Origin of the sequence: Arthrobacter dokdonellae, assembly GCF_003268655.1 — a bacterium.
Classification (GTDB): Bacteria; Actinomycetota; Actinomycetes; order Actinomycetales; family Micrococcaceae; genus Specibacter; species Specibacter dokdonellae.
Window position 1 is genome coordinate 1,819,002 of record NZ_CP029642.1, and the last position, 19,956, is coordinate 1,838,957.

Consider the following 19,956-nt stretch of genomic DNA (forward strand, 5'->3'; position numbering starts at 1 on the left):
TGTGCCCTTTACAAAAGGGTTTGCTGTGGACAGCTCCGCTCGATGTCGTCGTTTTCGCGCTGCTTAGCGTCCTGGCTGCGTCCCGCAAGCCGTTCCGCCTACGGGCGGCGTCGCTCTAAGATGCTTTCTAAATGCTGAAGAATGAACGGGCTTTCGCCAGGCCGGTGACGAGCAGATCTTCGGGATCGGTCGGGACCCAAGCTGAAGCATCTAGACGCAGACGATCGGATACTACAGCTCGCCCGGCTAGAACATCCCGCGAAATGCCATCGTGAAGATATCCGAGCCGACGCGAGACGCCTTGCGAACCAACGTTGTCCTGGAAAACTTCGGTCAGCGCGGTGACAGCTCCCAGTTCCTTAAAAGCAAGGCTCAACAAGGCCGTCCGGGCCTCGGTACCGATACCCTGTCGGTGAAAATCAAGGCCAAGTGTTAGCTGCAACTTTAAACTGACCATAGACGGCATTTTTGATTGACCGTTCGCGGCAGTGGTTTTGACCAGTGGCTGCAAGTGTTTTGACCAGTAGTTCGCCGCCGTCCGGTGGCTGGGTGTGCTGGGATTCCCTTGTCCATCCCCGTGTCTTTACGGGGAGAGCCCCTTCCTTCGGGGTGAAATGACGATGCCAATCGTTTCAATTTCACCCTTTGCGGGAAGGAAGGGGCTTATTTTGAAGTCTCCAGGAGAGTTCATGGAAATTTTAGCTGCTTATGACATGACCCAGTCGTATCGAGGTGCCGCGGTGGTTTGCGGTGTCTCACACAACACTGTCCGTTCGTATGTGAAAGCACGGGCTGCCGGTGCGCAAGCGCCGATCGCCCGCAAGCGTGGCAGGATCACTGACCCGTACCTGCCGGCGATGACACAGCTGGTGGAGCAGTCCCGCGGAAAGATCCGCGGCGACGTTGTTCACGACAAGCTCGTTGATCTGGGATACGCCGGTTCGATCCGCACGACCCGCTATGTGCTGGCCGGGTTGAAATCGAAGTACCGGGCCCAGAACGCCAGGGTTCACCGGCCCTGGACTGTGGCCCCAGGGCTGTGGCTCCAGTGGGACTACGGAGACGGTCCTGTCGTTGACGGCGCCAAGACCGTGTTGTTCGTCGCGTGGATGGCGTACTCACGCTTCCGTATCGTCATTCCCTTGCGGGATAAGACGATGCCGAGCGTATTCGCGGCCCTTGACAGGTCATTCAGGCTGATTAATGGTGTACCAACGTATGTATTGACCGACAATGAGAAAACAGTCACGGTCGAGCATGTCGCCGGCGTTCCGGTCCGCAACCCGCAGATCGTTGCGTTCGCCCGGCACTACTCCACCGCCGTGCACACGTGCATGCCGGCAGACCCTGCCTCCAAGGGCGGGGTGGAAAACGCGGTGAAGATCGCTAAAGCCGACCTCGTGCCCAAAGACACCAACCTGCGTCCGGAGTACGGCTCCTTCGCCGAGCTGGAGCAGGCCTGTGAGGCGTTTATGGAGGATGTGAATTCCTCCGTGCACCGCGCCACGCTGGAGATCCCCAAGGACATGCTCCGGTTGGTGGAACAGCCTAAGCTTCACCCGGTTCCGGCGGTGCCGGTCACGGCGAGTTTCGGTCAGGTCCGCCAGGTCCCGCCGAACACGCCCATGGTTACGTATGAGCATTCGCGCTATTCCGTCCCGCACACCCTGATGGGGCAACGGGTGTGGGTGCGTGGTACCGACACCCACGTCATCATCGTGCACGTTGACAAGGCCGGGCCGGTGGAAGTCGCTCGCCATAAGCTCACCCGCCCCGGCGTACCAGCGGTCATTGACGCGCATTTCCCACCAGCCTCTGCTGGCGCCCTGGAACGGGTCATCCGCCCCAGCAACAGGGCCGAAGAGGAATTCCTGGCCCTGGGCGCCGGGGCAGCACTCTGGCTCAAGGAGGCCGCGGCAGCCGGCACGAACAAGATCCGCCACAAAATGGAACGGGCTGCCACGCTCGCCAAGGTCATGGGCAACGATGTCGTCGACCAGGGCCTGGGAGCTGCCGCGGTGCACCACCGTTTCACCCATGAGGACCTGGTTTCCATCATCACCAACACCGCTACCGGCGAACCATCCAGCACCATCAACAACACCCGGCATGCCGTGACCGATCAAAGCCAATGGCTGTCCCAAGGCACCAGCGGTTGGGCGAACTTCGGCACCACCAACCCGACCACCACGCCCGGCGAGGAGACCATTCCCGCCGATATCACCGATCTTGAAGGAGCAGCAGAATGAGCGCCGCAACCCTGGCTCCGGCGCCGCTGGCAGACGTGGCAGTAGAACAGGTGATTGCGCTGATGCGCACCACCCGGATGCCCCACGCCCGCGCCGTTGTCGCCGACGTCCTGGCCACCGCGAAAGCCCAGCGTTGGGACCCCACCGAGGTCGTCAGGGTCCTGCTCGAGGCCGAAGCGACCGGGCGGAACCGGTCCATGCTCACCACCCGGCGCAAACGTGCGGGGTTCCCGACCGGGAAAACCTTCGATGTGTGGGAGGAATCCCTCTCCACCCTGCCCGTGGCGACGACCTCGTTCCTGCGAACTCTGGAATGGGTGCGGCGGCGGGAGAACCTGATCGCTTGCGGCCCCTCCGGCACCGGTAAGACCCTGCTGCTGGAATCGTTGGGCCAGCAGGCCATCGATGAAGGCCTCTCCGTGTCTTGGCTGAGCCTGGAGGACCTCGGCGCGCTCGTACGCCGGCACCGCATCGATGACAGCGTCAACAAAGCCATCACCCGCGTCACCAATGTCGATCTGATTTGCATTGACGATATTGGCCTTTTGCCTGTCTCCGGCGACGCCGCCGAAGGCTTCTACCGCGTCGTGGACGCCTCCTACGAGAAACGCTCCCTCGCGATCAGCTCCAACATCCACCCCTCCGGGTTCGATGAGCTCATGCCAAAAACCATCGCCACCGCGACCGTGGACCGGCTCATGCACCACGCGCACCTCTGCCAAACCAGCGGTGAGTCCGTGCGCCTCATGCAAGCCCAAAACGGGAAAGGAACCCACCCGATGAACTAACCGCGCACCATGGTCAGGCGCCGCAACCCCAGCACACCCCCGGCGCCTGGCCACTGGTCAAAAGTACTTGCCGCCCATGGTCAACCGACTGCCGCCACTGGTCAAAACAAACTGCCGCCAGTGGTCAGTTCTAAGTTGCAGTTGACAGCCAAGCCACGACTCGGTTTTTACTTCACGCAGTACAGGAAAACTGCGTGCCTTCAGCGTGACCATGCCTACAGGCTGATCTCCACGAAATACGCCCATTTCCAACGCCCAATCCTCCACACACCACGCGCCCCGGCGGCTCCAATGCTGCTGCATCACGTGGAGTGCCCGCTCACGAGGAGGAAGATTGGTCCATGGCGTCAAGAAAGGCTGCTCACCAGGCTCGTTCACGCCGTTGGCCGCGACCCGGGCCAACTCGGATAGCTCATCATCGTTTGGGACACGGAGCTCCAAACGCTTGGTTACAAGCTTCAATTGGGTGAGAGGCCAGTAATCGTTCAGCATTTCGCCAGTATTGCACGGCAGAGTTCACTGATTCATGTTTAGACATGCGAAAAACCGATGGCAACTGGCGAAGTCCCAGTAGGGGTTCCCCGTGGGAGTAGATTGACAGCAAAAGTACTTCCCAGAGGCCGACCTGCCTGCCGAGTTCTTTGGGGTGTCTCCCGATTGACTGCTTCCGAAGGCTACCTTGATCTACTCTGGTTGAATCGCAAGAAAACCAGAAGTGGATGGAGAATCGACCTATGGACCGTCCTCTGAATGCGGGTGAGATCCTGCTTGTCAACGCACTATTGGCGAATGTCTCAGATGGCTGGCGGACTTTGACTCCGATGGAGGAACTGAATGTGCGTGACATGGACGACGGCGGGATGGGAAGCTTCCGGTTTGAACCAGCGAACACAGACCGCCATTTCGGCAGGCAGCTGGTCGAAGGCTGGTATCTGGATGCCGACGAGATACCAATTTCTGTGTCGATAAACATCGATCAGTTGGGTGAGCTGTACGAACTAGACAGTTGGAAAGTCGACTTCGCAAAAAGAATCAGCCTGCCTGCTCGAATTAGCGACGTCCAGCACGGTTGGATGGAGCCAGGAATTGGGCCGCGCCCAGCATGACCTTGTTGGTTGCATATTGCGGCACCCGACAGATTTGATCTACCGAAAGCAGAACAGTGTCTACTTCATCTTGGCCAACTCACGGGCCATGAGTCTGCATGTCCCATAGCCCGTTCCGCATCTGAGACGGGCGTCTTCCATCTTTGGCCGTGAGACTCGAGGGAGTTACCAGGGGTTCAGTGTTGTCCCGGTGTCGAGCGGCCCGCGCCCAGCCAACCAAGCCATAAAAAACCGACGACTATTGGAAGAATCAAGCCGCTCGGGGGCGGTTGCAAGCAACTGCTGAAGATCCCAGGCAACATACTCGTCCGGCCAATCCAAAGGGGTGTAGCCCAGTCCAAGGTCGACGTGGTGCATCTCCACCTCGCGGAGCCTGTGTGCTGGGCAACCAGCTACACCGTAATACCCTCCGCCGAGGAAGTGTCCGTTGGGCCATCCTGCCGCAGTGGATTCCGTGAATATCTCTTCAAGACTGTCCAAACTGGCTTGCAGGTCGGCGATGATCTCGCCAGCCGACCGCGTGGCCCCGTCTTCAATCTCGGTGCTGCGCTGTTGCTCGCCGCTTTCGTATTTGGGAACATTATGGCCGCTCAGCGCACCTGACAGGCGGCGCGCATGGGCGTCAGCATTGCGAGCGAGATGGGTCAGTACATGGCCCACGGTCCAGGCTGGCAGACGACTTGGCGATTGGACGTCGTCGTCCGTCAGCTGGGCCACGCGACGCATCAATCGCCCCTGCGCTTCACGGCACAGTCGGGACGCCAGTTCCGGATTACTTTCAAGATCCACGAATGCATCAACCTTTCTTGGCCACTCGATCACAGGCAACTCTGCCACAAGCACTCGCACCGACCTGGGTGGGCGGACTCAATCCCGATAAAATATCGAGCGACCGCGCCTCGGTTCCTTTAACGCGCCAGATTCTATACGCCGGCAAGAGCGGACCTTAGGTATTCAAGACGGGGTCTCGCCGGACACTAGGCTGAAGGCATGAATCAGTTCCACAGCGCAACAAAAGCATTGAGCCACAGCGCTGTACTGCATGATGATGTTCGTCCGACCTGGTCTGCGGGGGCGGTCTCGTGGCTATTAGGATCTCCACTGAGCGACCAGCGACTGGCAGTCCTGGACCTAGGATCCGGTACAGGACTAGGGACACGGACCATCGCAACACTCGGACACACCGTCACCGCGGTTGATACCTCCGCCGACATGTTGTCTGTGCTCCGAAAGTCCTGCGAGGAACTGCCACCCGGAGTCGCTAATCGCATCACGACTACTAGCGGATCGGCAGAACGCATCCCCCTGGGCGATCAGAGCGTCGACGCCATTATTTGCCTCCAAGCCTGGCACTGGGTAGAGCCCGAACAGGCAACACATGAATGCGATCGTGTACTCAAGCCAAACGGCATGATGGGCATGGCATGGCACACTTGGGACCGCACCAACACGTGGGTGCAGGCACTCGCCACCATCGTCGAATCGGACGGAACCCCTGCAGACCAAACGCTCAGCGTGCCTGGAGAATTTGCCGGACGAGGCACCTTTGAACGCAAGGAACTCCCTTTCAACCACGAGCTGACGGTCGGGCAACTCGTTCAGCTCGCCAGTTCCTGGTCCTTCGTTACGCAGAGATCCGACCAGCACGCCGTCTTGGCGAAAATCCGATACCTCGGCGAACAAACCGCATCACCAGACACAGGCCTCGTCAGCTTCCCCCACATCACGGCAGCCTTCCGTCTACAACGACCAGGCAGAGGTGTCACCGGGTAGAGGCGGAGCTACTTTACGCAACATCAGCCCAACAAACGCTAACTAGCGTCCCGCAAGAGGTTCCTTCGGTGGGTATTGCGATCAGCGCGGCTTTCCTTTCAAAGAACCTACATCATGTACATTTCATGGTTCTAGATGTACAATTTGTCTATGTCCATAGTCAGCGTCGCAGACGCACGCAACCACTTTTCAGACGTCATCGATCGCTCGAAGACCGAAGCGGTTTTCATCGAACGCCGCGGTCATCGCGCTGCCGTGGTTGTCAGCCCTGAGCGGTACGAGCAGATGCTCGAAGCTCTGGAAGAAGCCGAAGATGTCGCCGCATTTGATGAGGCGATGGCAGAGGAGGGCCCAAACATCCCTTGGGCTCAAGTGAAAGCCGATCTGGGCTGGGTATGATTTACCAAGTCGAGTTGCGTCCTGCAGCGGTTCGCGCGTTGAAACGAATTGACCATCAGGATCGCGACCGCATTCGTGGAGCGATCGCGCTCCTCGGTCAAGATCCACGACCGCCGGGCGCCAAGGCCCTCCAAGGGCGTCCTGGCCTCAGAGTTCGCATAGGGGACTACCGCATCGTCTACACGGTTGACGACAACATCCTCGTTGTAGCAGTGATCACGCTTGGTCATCGTAGCAACGTCTACGAACGCTGACTGCCCTCAGACGAATCAGCTGTTGGCCGCCCCGACGTCCCGCAGGAGGTTCCCGTAACGGGAGGACAATGTTTCGTGGTTTCGGCAGCTCGGCACCGTAGTGGGGTGCCCGGGTTCCACCCCGCCCACAATAGTCACGGCTGCGTCGACGCTTCCGTCTCCCAGGCCTTTATAGATACTCCGGTTGCCGACGGCGGAGTGGCCTTGGCGCGGAACGAATGGTCATTTCCGTCCTGAGCCGCCAAGTGCTCTGACCTATCGTTGAGGCATGATGACTGAGCAGGTGCCCCGTGACCACGGATGGGTCAATATTGGCAATGCGAGGATCTATTGGGAGGCATCCGGAAATCCGTCAGGCGTTCCAGTCCTTTATCTGCACGGTGGCCCCGGCGGCTCCTTGGGGAAAGGGGGCTACCGAAAGCGACACGACGAATCCCGGTTCTGGACGATCGGCATTGATCAACGCGGATGCGGCAAAAGCACTCCCACGGCCCAGGATGATCTGGAGCACCTCGCTGAAAACACCACGCAAACGCTCATCGACGACATCGAATCCGTGCGCCAACACCTTGAAATCGAAAGTTGGATCGTCACGGGCGTTTCGTGGGGAAGCACGCTCACCCTTGCCTACGCGCTGCAGCACCCAGGCCGCCTCCTGGGCATCGCCGTAGTGGCGGTGACAACAACAAACCGCGACTACGTCGAGTGGATCACCGAAGGAGTCAAGCGCATATTTCCGGAGGCGTGGAGCGACTTTGCGACCGCCGCTGCAGCGAAGCCTGGTGAGCGGGTGGTGGAAGCCTACGCGCGGCGGCTAGCCGGCGAAGATCGGGACGATGCCCGCTTGGCCGCCCTCGCTTGGGATCGGTGGGAAGCCTTGCACATCTCGCTGAGCCCGTATTGGCAGCCCGGCCCAATGTTCGAAGACGAGCGAACGCGCATGACGTTCGCGCTCCTGGTAACGCATTATTGGTCCAACGATGGATTTCTCAAGGGCGACCAAGAAATCTTGGCGAGGATCCACGAACTCGAGGGGATACCCGGTTACCTCATCCACGGGCGCCGTGATGTCAGCGGACCCGCCATCACTCCGTGGCAGCTGCACCAACGCTGGAGTAACAGCCAGCTCATCATCGTCGAGGATGAAGGACATGGCGGCCCAATATCCATGTCAGCCCTAACCAACGCCGTTGAATCGATCAGCGCTGCCCAGTTAAACAGTAACCACCATGCCCAAACGAAACTTGTCCCTCCGCGACAAGCACGGGAACCCTAACGTTGACCCTGCAACATTCAAGTGCCGGCTGACGCCGAGGCCGACGAGACGAAGTCCTGGCTGCCCGCTCAAGGTTCCATGAACAGGAACCCCTGGCCCAGGTCTCTGCCGGCTGCGATTATGTATTCATGATGATCGTGGAAGAAATCTTGCTCGCGGCACGGCCAGCGCTCGAGGCGATTCTGACTCAGGATGAGCTCGAGCGCACCCATTTGGATGTGGTGACGGCGAAGGCCGAGCCGGTCACGTCATCAACGATCGTCAGTACGGACTTGCTTCTCCGAGTCTTCGTGTTTGACGAGGAAATGGGGTTCTGGCTTTATCCGCCCGAAGGCGCAGACGGATTCACGGCACGTCTGCGTAGCGAATTGCAGGATTTCGTTGCGGAGAGCGGGTTCGGTTGGGGAGGGCTTCGCGGATAGCGTCCCGTGTACCGTTCCCCAGCTGAAACGCGCCAGCGGCGGGGCCGATTGTCGGCCGAATCAATGTTGGTGCTGTGACAGTTATACTCCTGCTACCAGGCTTGGCCCGATGACCCGTGACTAATCGTTCGACAGGAGCTGACCGTGCACCCAAAGATCCTTTTCATCACGCTGGCTGTGGACGATCTCGATCGATCGGTCGTCTTCTACCGTGACGGCCTGGGCTGGCCCACCGAGGGCGTCGTCGCGCAGGAACTCCATGACGACGTCACTGGCGCTGATGGGAGGATCGCCTTTTTCATCCTCGACAGCGGGCTGATGATCGGCCTGTACGAACGCACTAACCTGGCCAAAGACGCCAGTACGCCCGCCGGTCCGCGGAGCTCAACCGAGTTCAGTCTGGGCATCCCGGCCGAGTCGCAGGCTGAGGTTGACGCACTGCTCGCGCAAGCCGAAGCCGCCGGCGGCACCCTGCCCGCGCCAGCGCACAGGCGTCCGTGGGGCATCTACTCCGGCTACTTCGCCGACCCCGACGGTCATCTCTGGGAGATCGTCTGGAACCCCGACGCGTAGCACCTCGGTGTGCCAGCGGCCCACACAGGTCCTTGCACAAGCCGATCCGCTATCGAAACGTTGCAGCTGTCCCACTGAAGGTTGCGCTTACGGGCAGCATCGCGGACACGCAGTCGAGGTTTCGTTTGGGCAACGAGAAGTTAAACAGAAGTGCAGTACGTCAGCGGCATTGCTCGTGTAGGCAGGAGCACGAGCACGAGCACTGTTGGTCAACGTATACATCGTCTACAATGTTTACATGAGTACTGTAACACCTCTTGGCCGGCCCATCTCGGTGCGGCTTCCTGAAGAACTGCGTGAGCGTGTCGAAGCGCTCGCCAAAGCAACCCGGCGCAGCCTAGGCGACGTTGTGCGCGAGGTATTGGAGCGAGACCTTTCGGAATTGGAATGGGAACAGCGCATCATTGCTCGTGCTGCGGATCTTCGATCGGGCCGTGTCCAATCTGTGCCGCTTGCCGTGATCGAGCGCGAGCTTGGGCTAAAAGATGCCTTGGCTGATGCCAGCATTCTGGATGAGATCGAGTGAGCTGGGAGGTCGAGCTAGCGCCCGACGCGGCGAATTGGTTTCGGAAGGCTGACCTCCAGAATGCCCGGCGCATTCGTGCCGCGCTCCGAGCGATCACCACACTCGAAAACCCCCGGGACCGAGGCAAGGCCCTCACTGGAGGGCTTTCTGGCCTGTGGAGGTATCGCGTCGGCGATTATCGAATTGTCTGCGATCTGCAAGATGCACGCCTGGTCATTTTGGTGATTGATGTTGATCATCGCAGCAGTATCTATGGATGAACACGGGATTCCCGATTTACGGGGCGCTCAGTAGCCAAAGTTGGACTGAATCGGCGGGGATCGAAGCCGCAGCAGATGCCCGACACTAGCTTGTCCCGTTCAAGGTTCCCCTGCGGGCAGGCCATCGGTGCAGGGGTTCGCCGGCAGGGCGCGGGTGTCTGCTCTGCATTAATCCGTGATCGGCAAGATGCACGGCCAGGATAACCGCCCGCCGGTGGCGTCGGGATATCGGGCCATCCAAACCCTGTCGCTGCCAACCAGGCTCATGCCCTGTCTGTCGTGCCACGACGTTGGGGTGCTACTTGGACCAGTGTTCCCAGTAGTGAGCTGCATCGCGCAGGAATTGTGGATCGTATGGCGGTGGTGCATCGTTGCTTGGCTCAGTGTGTATGCTTCTCCAGACGCCTCCCAGCAGGGGCGTGCGCGGTGGCTCCATGTAGGGGGCTTCGTCCGGCGGCAGACTCATCTGTGCCTTCTTTATTCGGTTATGGTGTTGACGGGTTAAGCGACTGTGCAGTATCCGGAGATCGGTAGATTCCTCCTGAGTTGCTCCCTTGTCGACGAGGTACTGGAATATTGACCCATCTGTTTGCCAGAGAATCGGAGCTAGCTCTTTGAGCGCGGGTGGGGCGTTCGTATGGATGGAAATCGGCGGAACCAGGTCTGGATGCTGATTCGCAAGCGAAGCCAGTATGACTGCCGGGGTGAGCTGGTTCACGGCAATACTGCTTCTGACTTCCGGGTCGGAGTCTTGTGCCAGGATTGCGATAACTTCAGGAGACAAATCGTCGCGGCCAGCCAGATGCCACCGATCACTACACGTTCCGGACGTTGCAATCTTTTTGTGGAGTTCTTTGGGCTGCTCCGGATAGGATTCGCTGCCACTGAAGTAGCCGAAGGCAAGATGCATGACGTCAGTCTAACTGAGCGCAAATCATGTGGCTTCGAAGCTGCCTGTGGGTGCCCACAGTCGACGGAATATGTGGCTGGGAGAGGCGGACAAGCGCATTGGAGACAGCTCGGGTGATTCGAATCGATTGAACTTGGTCACCAGAATCATTCCGTTAGAGGTTCCGCTTACGGTCGCACCAAAGTTGTGCAGACGACTTCTGAAAACGGCATCGGGGCCCATCTTGATCAGGTCAGCCGGTCGCGGGCGGGAGATAGCAGCCTGTTGCCCTATCCTGGCCAGCAGACCTCCCCTGCGCAAGTGCCGCCATTAACCGTGTTTGCGCACTGTCTCGTTGCACACCCGCATCTGCCAGCGCCCGATCCAGACGGTCGCCATGGACACTCAGCACCCCGAACAGTAGGTGCTTGATCCCGACGTGATCGAAATGCAGCGCCTGTGCGGCGCGCTGCGCCGCCTTGAGCGCATCCAGGGACTCGGGGGTGAACGGAATTGTTTCTGAGGTATCTGGCGGCCAAGGGGGAACGAAACCTACTATCGCATCACGCACGTCGTCAGGCCAGACCCCCAGCACCGTCTGCACCGCATCCGGATCAGCGTGCAAAATCCCCAACAGCAGATGCTCGGGACCGATATACCGGTCATGGATAAACCTTGACTCTTCCTGAGCCAAGACCACCGCCCGCACAGCCCTGTCGGTGTAGTTCCCAAACTTCGTCGAACGGCCCATGCCCCTGAGGGTAGTCTTCGCGGCGCATCAACACCACGGGTGCGCCTCCCGATGCGCGGATGCGCGCGCCTCCCGGTAGACGTTCGGCTTGCGGAACGCCACCTTCATTACGGCTTCCTAGTGGCCTGTGGCACACTCCTCGTTGTGAAGAACATCGATTTGACTGGACAACTGATCTGCCACGGCGACGAAGAGATTGCCGTCGTCATTGAGTTCCTCCCTCGACACGTCGAACTGACTCACGATGAACCTGGCTGCATTTCTTTCGCGGTGAACCAGACTGACGATCCACGAGTGTGGGATGTCGCCGAGTGCTTCCGGAACCCTGACGCTTTCCATTCCCACCAAGCGCGGGTCAAGGCCAGCGCGTGGGGCCGCGCGAAGGCAGGCATCCAACGAAGCTATCCCGTAACGGGCCTGTAAACCCCGGACTGCCATGGACCTGCCTTCCTCGGCGGTTCCTTTTCCTTCGATGGTGTTCGTCCGTTGAAGGTTCCCCTGGCGGGCCGGTAGATGTCAGCGCTGTATTGCTTCGTTCAGGCTTCCCGGTCCTTGTTGGGGTTCCTGAAGGGTCGAAGTTGCGTGCCGGTGGAGTCCGCGGCGAAAGAGTAGCGGTCCGTCCAACACAAGACCGAGTGCGCCGAGTTGGTCTTGCTGGCGTTCCCGGTAGGACTGGCGTATCTGCCCCCTCCTGCCATGGAAGATGAGCCTGGCAAGGAGGCCCGCAAGTCGGTGGTCTGGGCCAACTGGCTCATCGGCATCTTCTACCTTTTCACGCCGGTGCTTGGCTACGGAGCCTTCACGCCGGTGCTTGGCTACGGAGCCGCCGTCGCCTTCGCCACCATCCTTGCCGTGGTGGCCGGCCTGACCATCACCGCGGCTGTCTCGTTTTGCCCACGACATTTACGCCAACGTGATTGTCAAGGCCGAGCCGAAGCCGGAAATGGAAGTCACGGTCGCCCGCCGCACCGTGGTGGTGATCGGCGTCGTCGCCATTGCCGGCGGCATCCTGGCGAACGGGCAGAACATCGCGTTCCTGGTGGCGCTGGCCTTCGCCATCGCTGGCCTTCGCCATCGCGGCCTCCGCCAACTTGCCCACCATCCTGCACTCCCTGTTCTGGAAGTAGTTCACCGCCCAGGGCGCCCTGTGGAGCATGTACGGCGGCCTGGCGGCGGCGATCATCCTCATCGCCTTCTCGCCGGTGGTCTCCGGCAGCGGGAAGGCCATGATCCCCGGCGCCAGTTTCGACTGGTTCCCGCTGGCCAACCCCGGCATCGTCTCCATCCCGTTCGCGTTCTTCCTGGGCTGGCTGGGCACGGTGCTGGACGCCGGACGGGGCCTTTCGCCGTCCCGTTGCCTTGGGCGCCGTGCCCGGGTGTGGTGCGTTGACCGTGTGCCGTGTCGTGCCGGAGGGGAGGGGACTAGTATCGTGTGCATGGCTGACCTGACGAATCCGTCCGGAAGCGACCGGGATCCCCGCGAGGAACGCACCATCATCACGGTCAAAAATCTGGTCAAACGCTACGGAAGCCGTCCGGCAGTCGATGACGTCTCCTTTTCCATCCGGGAGGGAGAGATATTCGGGATCATCGGCCCCAACGGAGCCGGAAAGACCACGACAGTTGAATGTATTTCCGGTCTTCGCGCACCCGATGCCGGTTCCGTGCGCGTTTACGGCCTGTCCCCGCAACGGGACAGGGACAAGGTCCGAGAGTTCGTGGGGGTCCAACTCCAGGAAAGCGCCCTGCCGCCGAGGATGCGGGTGCGCGAGGCCATCGAGCTGTTTGCCTCCTTCTACTCGGACCCGTTGGATCCGCAGGAAGTTCTTGGGTCCCTGGGCATACAGGAGATCGGACGGACCGCATTCAAGAATTTGTCGGGTGGTCAGAAACAGCGGGTATCCATTGCGTTGGCAGTGATTGGCAACCCAAAGATTGCGATCCTGGACGAACTGACAACCGGGCTCGACCCCGAGGCCCGCCGGGGTACCTGGGCCCTTATCGACGGCATGAGGAACCGTGGCGTCACGGTGATCCTCGTGACCCATTTCATGGATGAGGCAGAAACCCTCTGCGACCGCGTGGCCCTGATCGACGGCGGACGGATGCGCGTCTTGGACACTCCGGACGCCATCGCGGCCAAGGCAGGCGGGACCAGGTTGCGCTTCATTCCATCACCACCCGTCGCGGATGAGCTGCTGTATGCCGTCGAGGGCGTGCAGACGGTGGAACGACAGCACCGCGCAGTGGCGGTGACGGGCACAGGCGACCTGGCCGCGAAGCTGATGAACGCCCTCGCCGCCGCGGGTGTCCAGGTGTCCGAACTTGAGGTAAGGCGCGGCAACCTCGACGACGCCTTCATCCTGCTCACCAGGGCAGCCGCAGCGACGGCGCCGGGAAAGGCCTGAGCATGCGCTCGAATCGAGGCGGAATGCTCAGTCGTCGGTCGCGGGCGCAGCTCACAGCGCTTCTCAAAGTGCAGGCGAAGCTGTCCCTGCGTGAGCCCTACCCGCTTGTCGGCCTCGGGTTGCCCGTTGTATTGCTGATTCTTTTTGGTTTCATCAGCAGACAGGTCCCGGGGGACGTGTCCGGCAGTGGCCTGACGGTGATCGACCTGTACATTCCAACGATTCTCGTTGTCTCATATATTGCGATCGCGATCTCCCTGCCCAACACGCTCGTGCGGGACCGTGAAATCGGCTGGCTCAGACGCGTCTCCACGACGCCGGTGCACCCGTCACGCCTGCTGGGCGCGCAGCTGATCTTTAACCTTGTCCTGGCCGTGCTGGCCACGGCCATCGTCATCGTTGGCGGCATGCTGGTCTTCGGTGCGCCACTCACCGTTGACCTTCCGTTCTTCATCATCTCCGTCGCGCTCTCCGTTGTGGAACTCTTCGCCCTGGGCTTGCTCGTCGTGGCCCTGGCCCCGACCCAGACGATGGCCGGAGTCCTTGCCGGCCCGCTCTTCTTCGTCCTCCTCTTCCTGTCAGGGTTGTGGGTCCAGCCCGTGCAAACAGGCGAGCCGCTGCGGTCGATCATGTGGTATTCACCGAGCGGCGCGGCGGTGCGGGCCATCCTCTATTCGGCGTTCAATGCGGCACCTCCGTTGGCGACCCTCCTCACCCTCGTCGGCTATGCGCTCGTCTTCACGTTCCTCGCCATTCGGTTTTTCCGCTGGGAGTAGGGTCGATTCTGCTCATGAAGCAGGAGCGCTCCGGCCCATTCATGGCTCCGGCGTGGCCCGTCCGGGCGCATGCGCGGGCGCCGGCTACTTGTCCAGGACCCGTTCCAGGAGAGGCGTCAGGCGGAAGGGCACCAGTTCGTTCATGGCCAGGGACGTCTCCGTGCGCTCCACGCCGTCGCAGGCCAGGATCTTGCCGTTGATGCGGAACAGGTCCTCGGCACCCGTGGAGACCACGCGCGCCAGGATGTCGGCCCGCCCGCTGAGACCGTGGGCCTCCACCACTTCAGGGATGCCGGCCAGCGAGGCTGCCAGGGCCGCGAGCTTTTGCTGCTGCACATGGATGGAAATGTAGGCCGTGAGCGGGTAGCCCAGCAGGGCCGGGCTGATGCGGTGGTCAAAGGCCAAAAACGCGTTCCGCAGCTCCAAGGAGGCCATCCGCGCCTGCACGGTGTTGCGGGAAAGTCCCAGCTGCTGTGCCAGCGCCACCACGGTCTGGCGCGGGTCCTGGACCATGGCCAGGAGTATGCGGGCATCGGTGCCGTCCAAAGTATGCATAATGCGCAGATTAGCACGGTGAAGGCGGCAGGGATCGTGCACGATGTTCAATTTCCGCGAAGGACATTGCGCCAGCTGCATGCTGTGAGTATCGTCACAGCTAAGGGTTGCGACGACGCGGCCCTGCCGCGCGCAACAACCCAGCGCATGCGGCCTGGGGGCCGACATCCACAAGATGCGCCGGCCCGTAGCCAGGGCCCCGGCCCCGGCGGGAAGTCAAGGAGGCGAACTGCCGTGCTGGACGCAACAGCCAGGCCGGGGGCATCACCGCAACCCGGAATTCACCAACTTATTGCCGCGGACGGCACCAGCGTTGCCGACGAGGAACTTGCCCCGTATGTGGCCGACGTCGACGACGAACAACTCCTCCAGCTTTACTCGGACATGGTCACCATCCGGCGCATCGACGTCGAGGCCACCGCGCTCCAGCGCCAGGGCCAGCTGGCCCTCTGGCCGCCCATGCTGGGTCAGGAGGCGTCCCAGGTCGGATCGCTCCGGGCCCTGGACATGGACGACTTCATCTTCCCCACCTACCGTGAAAACGGTGTGGCCTACCTCCGCGGCGCGGACCTGGCCGGCATCATGAGCACCTGGCGCGGCAGCGCCAACACCGGCTGGGACCCGCACAAGTTCAACATGGCCACCCCGCAGATCATCATTGGCGCCCAGACCCTGCACGCCACCGGCTACGCCATGGGCCTGGTCCTGGACGGCAAGGAGGCGCTGTCCATCGCGTATCTGGGCGACGGCGCCACCAGCCAGGGCGACGTCCACGAATCGATGGTCTTCGCCGCCAGCTTCCAGGCCCCCGTCATTTTCTTCTGCCAGAACAACCACTGGGCCATTTCCGAGCCCGTGGGCCTGCAGGCGCACGCGCCCATCGCCGGCCGCGCGCCGGGCTACGGCATCCCCAGCCTGCGCGTTGACGGCAATGACGTCCTCGCCGTGCTGGCCGCCACCCGCTGGGCCGCCGCGCGGGCACGCAGCGGCGCAGGTCCCAGCTTCATCGAAGCCGTCACGTACCGCATGGGCGCGCACACCACCGCCGACGACCCCACCCGCTACCGGGGCGTCACCGAACTGGACGAGTGGGGCGCCAAGGACCCCATTGCGCGGGTCAAGGCCCTCCTGCAAGGCCGGGGGAAGCTCGACGGCGAGGCCGAGGCAGGGGTTGCCGCGCGCGCCAACGCCATGGCCGCCGAGCTGCGCGACGGCTGCATCAACATGCCCGACCCAGCGCCGATGAGCGTCTTTAACAACGTGTACACGACCGAACACGCCATCCTGGACCGCCAGCGCGACCACTACGAACGCTACCTGGCGGGCTTCGCGCCCACGGACGGCGCCACCTTGGAAGGGAGCAGGTCATGAGCACTCTGACACTGACACAGGCCATCAACGCCGGGCTGCGCAAGGCCATGGAGGACGATCCCAAGGTGGTCCTGATGGGTGAGGACATCGGCACGCTGGGCGGGGTCTTCCGCGTCACCGACGGCCTGATGAAGGACTTTGGCTCGCACCGCGTCATTGACACGCCGCTGGCGGAGTCCGCCATCATCGGCACCGCCGTGGGCCTGGCCTACCGCGGTTTCCGGCCCGTCTGCGAGATCCAGTTCGACGGCTTTATCTACCCGGGCTTCGACCAGATCGTCTCCCAGGTGGCCAAGCTGCACATGCGCACGCACGGGCAGGTCCGGATGCCGCTGACCATCCGCGTGCCGTTTGGCGGCGGCATCGGTTCCCCCGAGCACCACTCCGAATCACCGGAGGCCTACTTTGTGCACACCTCCGGGCTGCGCGTCATCAGCGTCTCCAATCCGCAGGACGCCTACACCATGCTGCGCCAGGCCATCGCCTGCGACGACCCGGTGCTGTTCTTCGAGCCCAAGCGCCGCTACCACGCCAAGGGCGAGGTGGACCTCGACGCCGACCTCTCCTGCGCCCCGGCCATGGGCGCCTCCCGCGTGGTGCACGCCGGTACCGACGTGACGCTGGTGACCTACGGCCCGCTTGTCACCACCGCCCTCGACGCCGCCAAGGCCGCGGCCGACGACGGCATTTCCGTCGAAGTGATCGACCTGCGTTCCCTGTCCCCACTGGACTACGCGCCGCTGGAGGAATCCGTACGCCGCACCGGCCGCCTGGTGATCACCCACGAGGCCTCCGAAACCCTGGGACTGGGCGCCGAAATTGCCGCCGGCATCACCGAGCGCTGCTTCAACTACCTGGAGGCCGCACCAGTGCGCGTCACGGGCTTCGACGTTCCCTACCCGCCCTCAAAGCTGGAAAAGCACCACCTTCCCGACCTTGACCGCATGCTCGACGGCGTTGACCGCGTCCTGGGCCGCCCCAACTCCCTTTCGGGGCTGGAAGGATGACCACCATGATCCAGGAATTCAAGCTGCCGGACCTTGGCGAGGGACTCACGGAATCGGAAATCGTCAGCTGGCACGTGGCCGTGGGCGACACGGTGGAACTGAACCAGGTGATCGGGGAAGTCGAAACCGCCAAGGCCGTCGTCGAACTGCCCTCACCGTACGCCGGCACCGTCACCGCCATCACGCACGAGCCCGGAACCACCGTCGAGGTGGGTGAGGTCATCATCGCGTTCGAGGTCGCGGCGACAGCCGCCGCTGGCAGCGAGCCCGTCTCCGAGCCTGCGCAGAAGCGCGTGCCCACGCTCGTCGGCTACGGCGCCGATCCGGAGTCCTCGAAGCGGCCCGCCCGCCGGGCCCGGCAGTTCGCGCCGTCCGGCTCCACGACCACGACCACGACCGTGCCAGCCGCAACAACCACCGTGCCGGCCGCAACCACCGTGCCGGCCGCCGCTTCCCGGGTGGCAGGACCGGACGCGGAAGCCCGCGTCCAGGCGGACCGCCCCCGCTCCACGCCGCCGGTGCGCAAACTGGCACGAGACATGGGGATCGACCTGGCCGAGCTTGTGGGCTCGGGCGAGCGCGGCCTGATTACCCGCGACGACGTCGTCGCTTATGCCGGGGGACACGCGCAGGGTGCCGCGGCGGCGGCCCCGGCGTCGACCGCGTCCCGCGCGGGCGTTCCCTCCGGCAGCGGCAACGCGGCCCGGGAGGTGCGCACCCCCATCAAGGGCGTGCGGAAGTTCACCGCCGCGGCGATGGTCCAGAGCGCGTTCACGGCGCCGCACGTGACGGAATTCCTGACCGTGGACGTCACGGCCGGCATGGAGTTCCTGGCGAAGCTGAGGGGGTTGCGGGAGTTCGCGGACGTGAAGCTCACGCCGCTGACGCTGGCCGCCCGGGCCGTGTGCCTGGGGATCGCCCGGCAGCCGTCCTTGAACTCGCGCTGGGACGCCGAGGCCAACGAGATCGTCACGATGAACTACGTCAACCTGGGCATTGCCGCCGCGACGCCCAGGGGACTCGTGGTGCCCAACATCAAGGACGCGCAGCAGTTGGGCATGCGCGGGCTGGCCGTGGCGCTCGGGGAACTGGCCGCCGTGGCCCGGTCCGGAAAGACGCCGCCGGGGGAGCTTTCCGGCGGGACTTTCTCCATTACGAACATCGGGGTCTTCGGCATTGACGCCGGCACGCCCATCCTGAACCCGGGAGAAGCGGGGATCCTGGCGCTGGGGGCCGTACGCAGCACGCCGTGGGAGCACCAGGGCGGCATTGCGCTGCGGCAGGTCATGACGCTGAGCCTGTCCTTCGACCACCGGCTGGTGGACGGGGAGCAGGGCTCGCGGTTCCTGGCGGACGTCGGTGCGGTGATGTCCGATCCCGCGATGGCGCTGGCGCTGGCCTGAACGGGGCTGTCCTGAACCGCGGCTTTACTGCAATCATCGACCTCTGGAATAGCTGCCTGAGCGGACGTATATTTGAAGTGACCCCCACTTAGGGAGCCAACTGATGGGAAACCCAAAGGAGGTTGGTATCGATGAAGAAGTGGAACCGCTGGCAAGATTATGTTGCCATCATTGCGGGCCTTTACGCCGCGCTGTCGACAATCTGGACAACGCAGCAGGGCAGTTCCATGGTTCTCATGATCGGCTTTGGAGTCCTGCTGATCATTGCAGGAGTTTGGAACCTGATGAGCCCCGGGACGCCGGCTGTTGAATGGGCCCAAGCGGTGCTGGGCGCACTGCTGTTCATCTCGCCCTGGATCGGCGGCTACAGCGGCCGTATGGGCGCGGCATGGACGTCCTGGATTGCTGGCGGGGTGGCCCTGATCGTGGCCGTGCTCGCCGTCCAGCCGAGCATGCGTCAGCACACCGTGGGCCACGACCACGGCCTGCCGGCTCACTAATTTCATTAGCGCCAAACCAGGAAGCGCCGGATCTTCCGGCGCTTTCCCTATGCCCGGGCGAGGCCGTTCCACGCCATCGCCTCGAGCACGGAGCGGGCGGCGGCAGCGATAGGGCGGTGCCCATGCACCTGCACGCTGTGCGGGGTGGAGTTGATCAGGCCAAACACCGCGTGGGCCTGCAGGCGCCGGACCTCGGCGCCGCGGTCGGGGTACAGCCGGCCCAACACGTCGACCCACAGTTCCACGTAGGCGCGCTGCAGGGTGCGGACCTGGCGGCGGTCCGCGGCGCTGAGGCTGTCGAAGTCCCGGTCCTGGACGCGGATCACGTCGGGCTGGGCCAGGGCAAAGTCCACGTGGAAGGCGACGAGCCCGCGGAGCGAGGCGGCGTCGTCGTTCCCTGCGGCAAGGACTGCCCGTCCGCCGGCCAGCAGGTCCTCGCTGACTCCCACCAGCAGGGCGCCCAGCAGGGCCTGCTTGCCGCTGAAGTGCCGGTATACGGCAGGCCCGCTCACCCCGGCCGCGGCGCCCAGGTCCTCGATGGACACGCCGTTGAAGCCGCGTTGGGCAAACAGGGTGGCGGCGGAATCCAGTAGCACCGTCCGGCGGTTGGCCTTGGCCCGGGTGCGCGCGGTGGCGGGGGACTCGCTCATGTCTTCCCTTGTGCTGGACA

General features: G+C 62.6%; 25 protein-coding genes and 1 pseudogene. 19 read left to right on the top strand and 7 right to left on the bottom strand.

What is annotated here, in order from left to right; translation table 11 throughout:
- Positions 1–127: 127 nt before the first annotated feature.
- Entirely contained in the window at positions 128–457 is a 330-nt protein-coding gene (locus DMB86_RS08055) for a GNAT family N-acetyltransferase (RefSeq protein WP_227878668.1), read from the bottom strand.
- Between the two features lie 211 nt (positions 458–668).
- Here DMB86_RS08055 and istA point away from each other — a divergent pair, with 211 nt between their 5' ends.
- Entirely contained in the window at positions 669–2,249 is a 1,581-nt protein-coding gene (gene istA / locus DMB86_RS08060; protein ID WP_335645009.1) for an IS21 family transposase, read from the top strand.
- On the top strand, positions 2,246–3,037 hold the full coding sequence (locus DMB86_RS08065; protein WP_113716823.1) for an ATP-binding protein: 792 nt from the start codon (positions 2,246–2,248) through the stop codon (positions 3,035–3,037). The genes istA and DMB86_RS08065 overlap by 4 nt, the downstream gene beginning before the upstream one ends.
- A 57-nt stretch (positions 3,038–3,094) precedes the next feature.
- Here DMB86_RS08065 and DMB86_RS08070 read toward each other — a convergent pair whose 3' ends face one another.
- A complete protein-coding gene (locus DMB86_RS08070) occupies positions 3,095–3,529 on the bottom strand; it encodes a hypothetical protein (RefSeq protein ID WP_113717319.1) in 435 nt (144 codons plus the stop codon).
- A 242-nt stretch (positions 3,530–3,771) separates the two neighbouring features.
- Between DMB86_RS08070 and DMB86_RS08075 the strand changes: the two genes are divergently transcribed.
- Positions 3,772–4,143, top strand: a complete 372-nt coding sequence (locus DMB86_RS08075; RefSeq protein ID WP_113717320.1) for a DUF6984 family protein — start codon at positions 3,772–3,774, stop codon at positions 4,141–4,143.
- 165 nt (positions 4,144–4,308) lie between these two features.
- Here the strand turns inward: DMB86_RS08075 and DMB86_RS08080 are convergent, their stop codons facing one another.
- Positions 4,309–4,932 (bottom strand): maleylpyruvate isomerase N-terminal domain-containing protein, encoded by a 624-nt coding sequence (locus DMB86_RS08080; protein WP_129545499.1) that lies wholly within the window; start codon positions 4,930–4,932, stop codon positions 4,309–4,311.
- A gap of 201 nt (positions 4,933–5,133) precedes the next feature.
- Here DMB86_RS08080 and DMB86_RS08085 point away from each other — a divergent pair, with 201 nt between their 5' ends.
- The 8 genes from DMB86_RS08085 to DMB86_RS08120 all read left to right on the top strand — a co-directional run bounded on the left by DMB86_RS08085 (position 5,134) and on the right by DMB86_RS08120 (position 9,626).
- A complete protein-coding gene (locus tag DMB86_RS08085) occupies positions 5,134–5,916 on the top strand; it encodes a class I SAM-dependent methyltransferase (protein ID WP_113717322.1) in 783 nt (260 codons plus the stop codon).
- Positions 5,917–6,066: 150 nt separating this feature from the next.
- Positions 6,067–6,315 (top strand): type II toxin-antitoxin system Phd/YefM family antitoxin, encoded by a 249-nt coding sequence (locus DMB86_RS08090; RefSeq protein WP_113719418.1) that lies wholly within the window; start codon positions 6,067–6,069, stop codon positions 6,313–6,315.
- Positions 6,312–6,569 carry a type II toxin-antitoxin system RelE family toxin gene (locus DMB86_RS08095; protein WP_113717323.1) on the top strand — a complete coding sequence of 86 codons (258 nt, stop codon included), beginning with the start codon at positions 6,312–6,314 and terminating at the stop codon, positions 6,567–6,569. Before DMB86_RS08090 ends, DMB86_RS08095 begins: the two co-directional genes overlap by 4 nt.
- Positions 6,570–6,837: 268 nt before the next feature.
- Positions 6,838–7,845: an alpha/beta fold hydrolase gene (locus tag DMB86_RS08100; protein ID WP_113717324.1), complete on the top strand. Its 1,008-nt coding sequence runs from the start codon at positions 6,838–6,840 to the stop codon at positions 7,843–7,845.
- 128 nt (positions 7,846–7,973) lie between these two features.
- Positions 7,974–8,267 carry a hypothetical protein gene (locus DMB86_RS08105; protein WP_113717325.1) on the top strand — a complete coding sequence of 98 codons (294 nt, stop codon included), beginning with the start codon at positions 7,974–7,976 and terminating at the stop codon, positions 8,265–8,267.
- 144 nt (positions 8,268–8,411) lie between these two features.
- Positions 8,412–8,840, top strand: coding sequence for a VOC family protein (locus tag DMB86_RS08110; protein ID WP_113717326.1), 429 nt, complete (start codon positions 8,412–8,414; stop codon positions 8,838–8,840).
- A gap of 238 nt (positions 8,841–9,078) precedes the next feature.
- Entirely contained in the window at positions 9,079–9,366 is a 288-nt protein-coding gene (relB, locus tag DMB86_RS08115; protein ID WP_171814418.1) for a type II toxin-antitoxin system RelB family antitoxin, read from the top strand.
- Positions 9,363–9,626 (top strand): type II toxin-antitoxin system RelE family toxin, encoded by a 264-nt coding sequence (locus DMB86_RS08120; RefSeq protein ID WP_113717328.1) that lies wholly within the window; start codon positions 9,363–9,365, stop codon positions 9,624–9,626. Before relB ends, DMB86_RS08120 begins: the two co-directional genes overlap by 4 nt.
- A gap of 298 nt (positions 9,627–9,924) precedes the next feature.
- On the opposite strand, the gene DMB86_RS20270 is transcribed toward DMB86_RS08120, so the two are convergent.
- Positions 9,925–10,536, bottom strand: a complete 612-nt coding sequence (locus DMB86_RS20270) for a hypothetical protein (protein ID WP_129545500.1) — start codon at positions 10,534–10,536, stop codon at positions 9,925–9,927.
- 232 nt (positions 10,537–10,768) lie between these two features.
- Positions 10,769–11,209: a Clp protease N-terminal domain-containing protein gene (locus DMB86_RS08125; protein ID WP_171814419.1), complete on the bottom strand. Its 441-nt coding sequence runs from the start codon at positions 11,207–11,209 to the stop codon at positions 10,769–10,771.
- Between the two features lie 201 nt (positions 11,210–11,410).
- Between DMB86_RS08125 and DMB86_RS08130 the strand changes: the two genes are divergently transcribed.
- From DMB86_RS08130 to DMB86_RS08145, 4 genes and pseudogenes are all read left to right on the top strand, one after another.
- Positions 11,411–11,689, top strand: a complete 279-nt coding sequence (locus tag DMB86_RS08130) for a putative quinol monooxygenase (protein WP_227878669.1) — start codon at positions 11,411–11,413, stop codon at positions 11,687–11,689.
- A 520-nt stretch (positions 11,690–12,209) separates the two neighbouring features.
- A pseudogene (locus DMB86_RS21625) lies at positions 12,210–12,272 on the top strand (hypothetical protein); the annotation flags it as partial.
- A gap of 148 nt (positions 12,273–12,420) precedes the next feature.
- Positions 12,421–13,674, top strand: a complete 1,254-nt coding sequence (locus DMB86_RS08140; protein ID WP_418202309.1) for an ABC transporter ATP-binding protein — start codon at positions 12,421–12,423, stop codon at positions 13,672–13,674.
- A 23-nt stretch (positions 13,675–13,697) separates the two neighbouring features.
- Positions 13,698–14,450, top strand: coding sequence for an ABC transporter permease (locus DMB86_RS08145; RefSeq protein WP_171814420.1), 753 nt, complete (start codon positions 13,698–13,700; stop codon positions 14,448–14,450).
- 84 nt (positions 14,451–14,534) lie between these two features.
- Here DMB86_RS08145 and DMB86_RS08150 read toward each other — a convergent pair whose 3' ends face one another.
- The gene (locus DMB86_RS08150; RefSeq protein WP_113717332.1) at positions 14,535–15,005 is read right to left on the bottom strand and encodes an Lrp/AsnC family transcriptional regulator; all 471 of its coding nucleotides are present in this window, start codon (positions 15,003–15,005) and stop codon (positions 14,535–14,537) included.
- Between the two features lie 147 nt (positions 15,006–15,152).
- Between DMB86_RS08150 and pdhA the strand changes: the two genes are divergently transcribed.
- From pdhA to DMB86_RS08170, 4 genes are all read left to right on the top strand, one after another.
- Positions 15,153–16,376 (top strand): pyruvate dehydrogenase (acetyl-transferring) E1 component subunit alpha, encoded by a 1,224-nt coding sequence (gene pdhA / locus DMB86_RS08155; RefSeq protein WP_113717333.1) that lies wholly within the window; start codon positions 15,153–15,155, stop codon positions 16,374–16,376.
- Positions 16,373–17,383: an alpha-ketoacid dehydrogenase subunit beta gene (locus tag DMB86_RS08160; protein ID WP_113717334.1), complete on the top strand. Its 1,011-nt coding sequence runs from the start codon at positions 16,373–16,375 to the stop codon at positions 17,381–17,383. The genes pdhA and DMB86_RS08160 overlap by 4 nt, the downstream gene beginning before the upstream one ends.
- 5 nt (positions 17,384–17,388) lie before the next feature.
- Positions 17,389–18,786, top strand: a complete 1,398-nt coding sequence (locus DMB86_RS08165; protein ID WP_113719420.1) for a dihydrolipoamide acetyltransferase family protein — start codon at positions 17,389–17,391, stop codon at positions 18,784–18,786.
- Positions 18,787–18,917: 131 nt separating this feature from the next.
- Complete coding sequence (locus DMB86_RS08170; protein ID WP_113717335.1) at positions 18,918–19,286, top strand: SPW repeat protein; 369 nt, start codon at positions 18,918–18,920, stop codon at positions 19,284–19,286.
- Between the two features lie 47 nt (positions 19,287–19,333).
- Here the strand turns inward: DMB86_RS08170 and DMB86_RS08175 are convergent, their stop codons facing one another.
- On the bottom strand, positions 19,334–19,936 hold the full coding sequence (locus DMB86_RS08175; protein WP_113717336.1) for an SACE_7040 family transcriptional regulator: 603 nt from the start codon (positions 19,934–19,936) through the stop codon (positions 19,334–19,336).
- Positions 19,937–19,956: the final 20 nt, after the last annotated feature.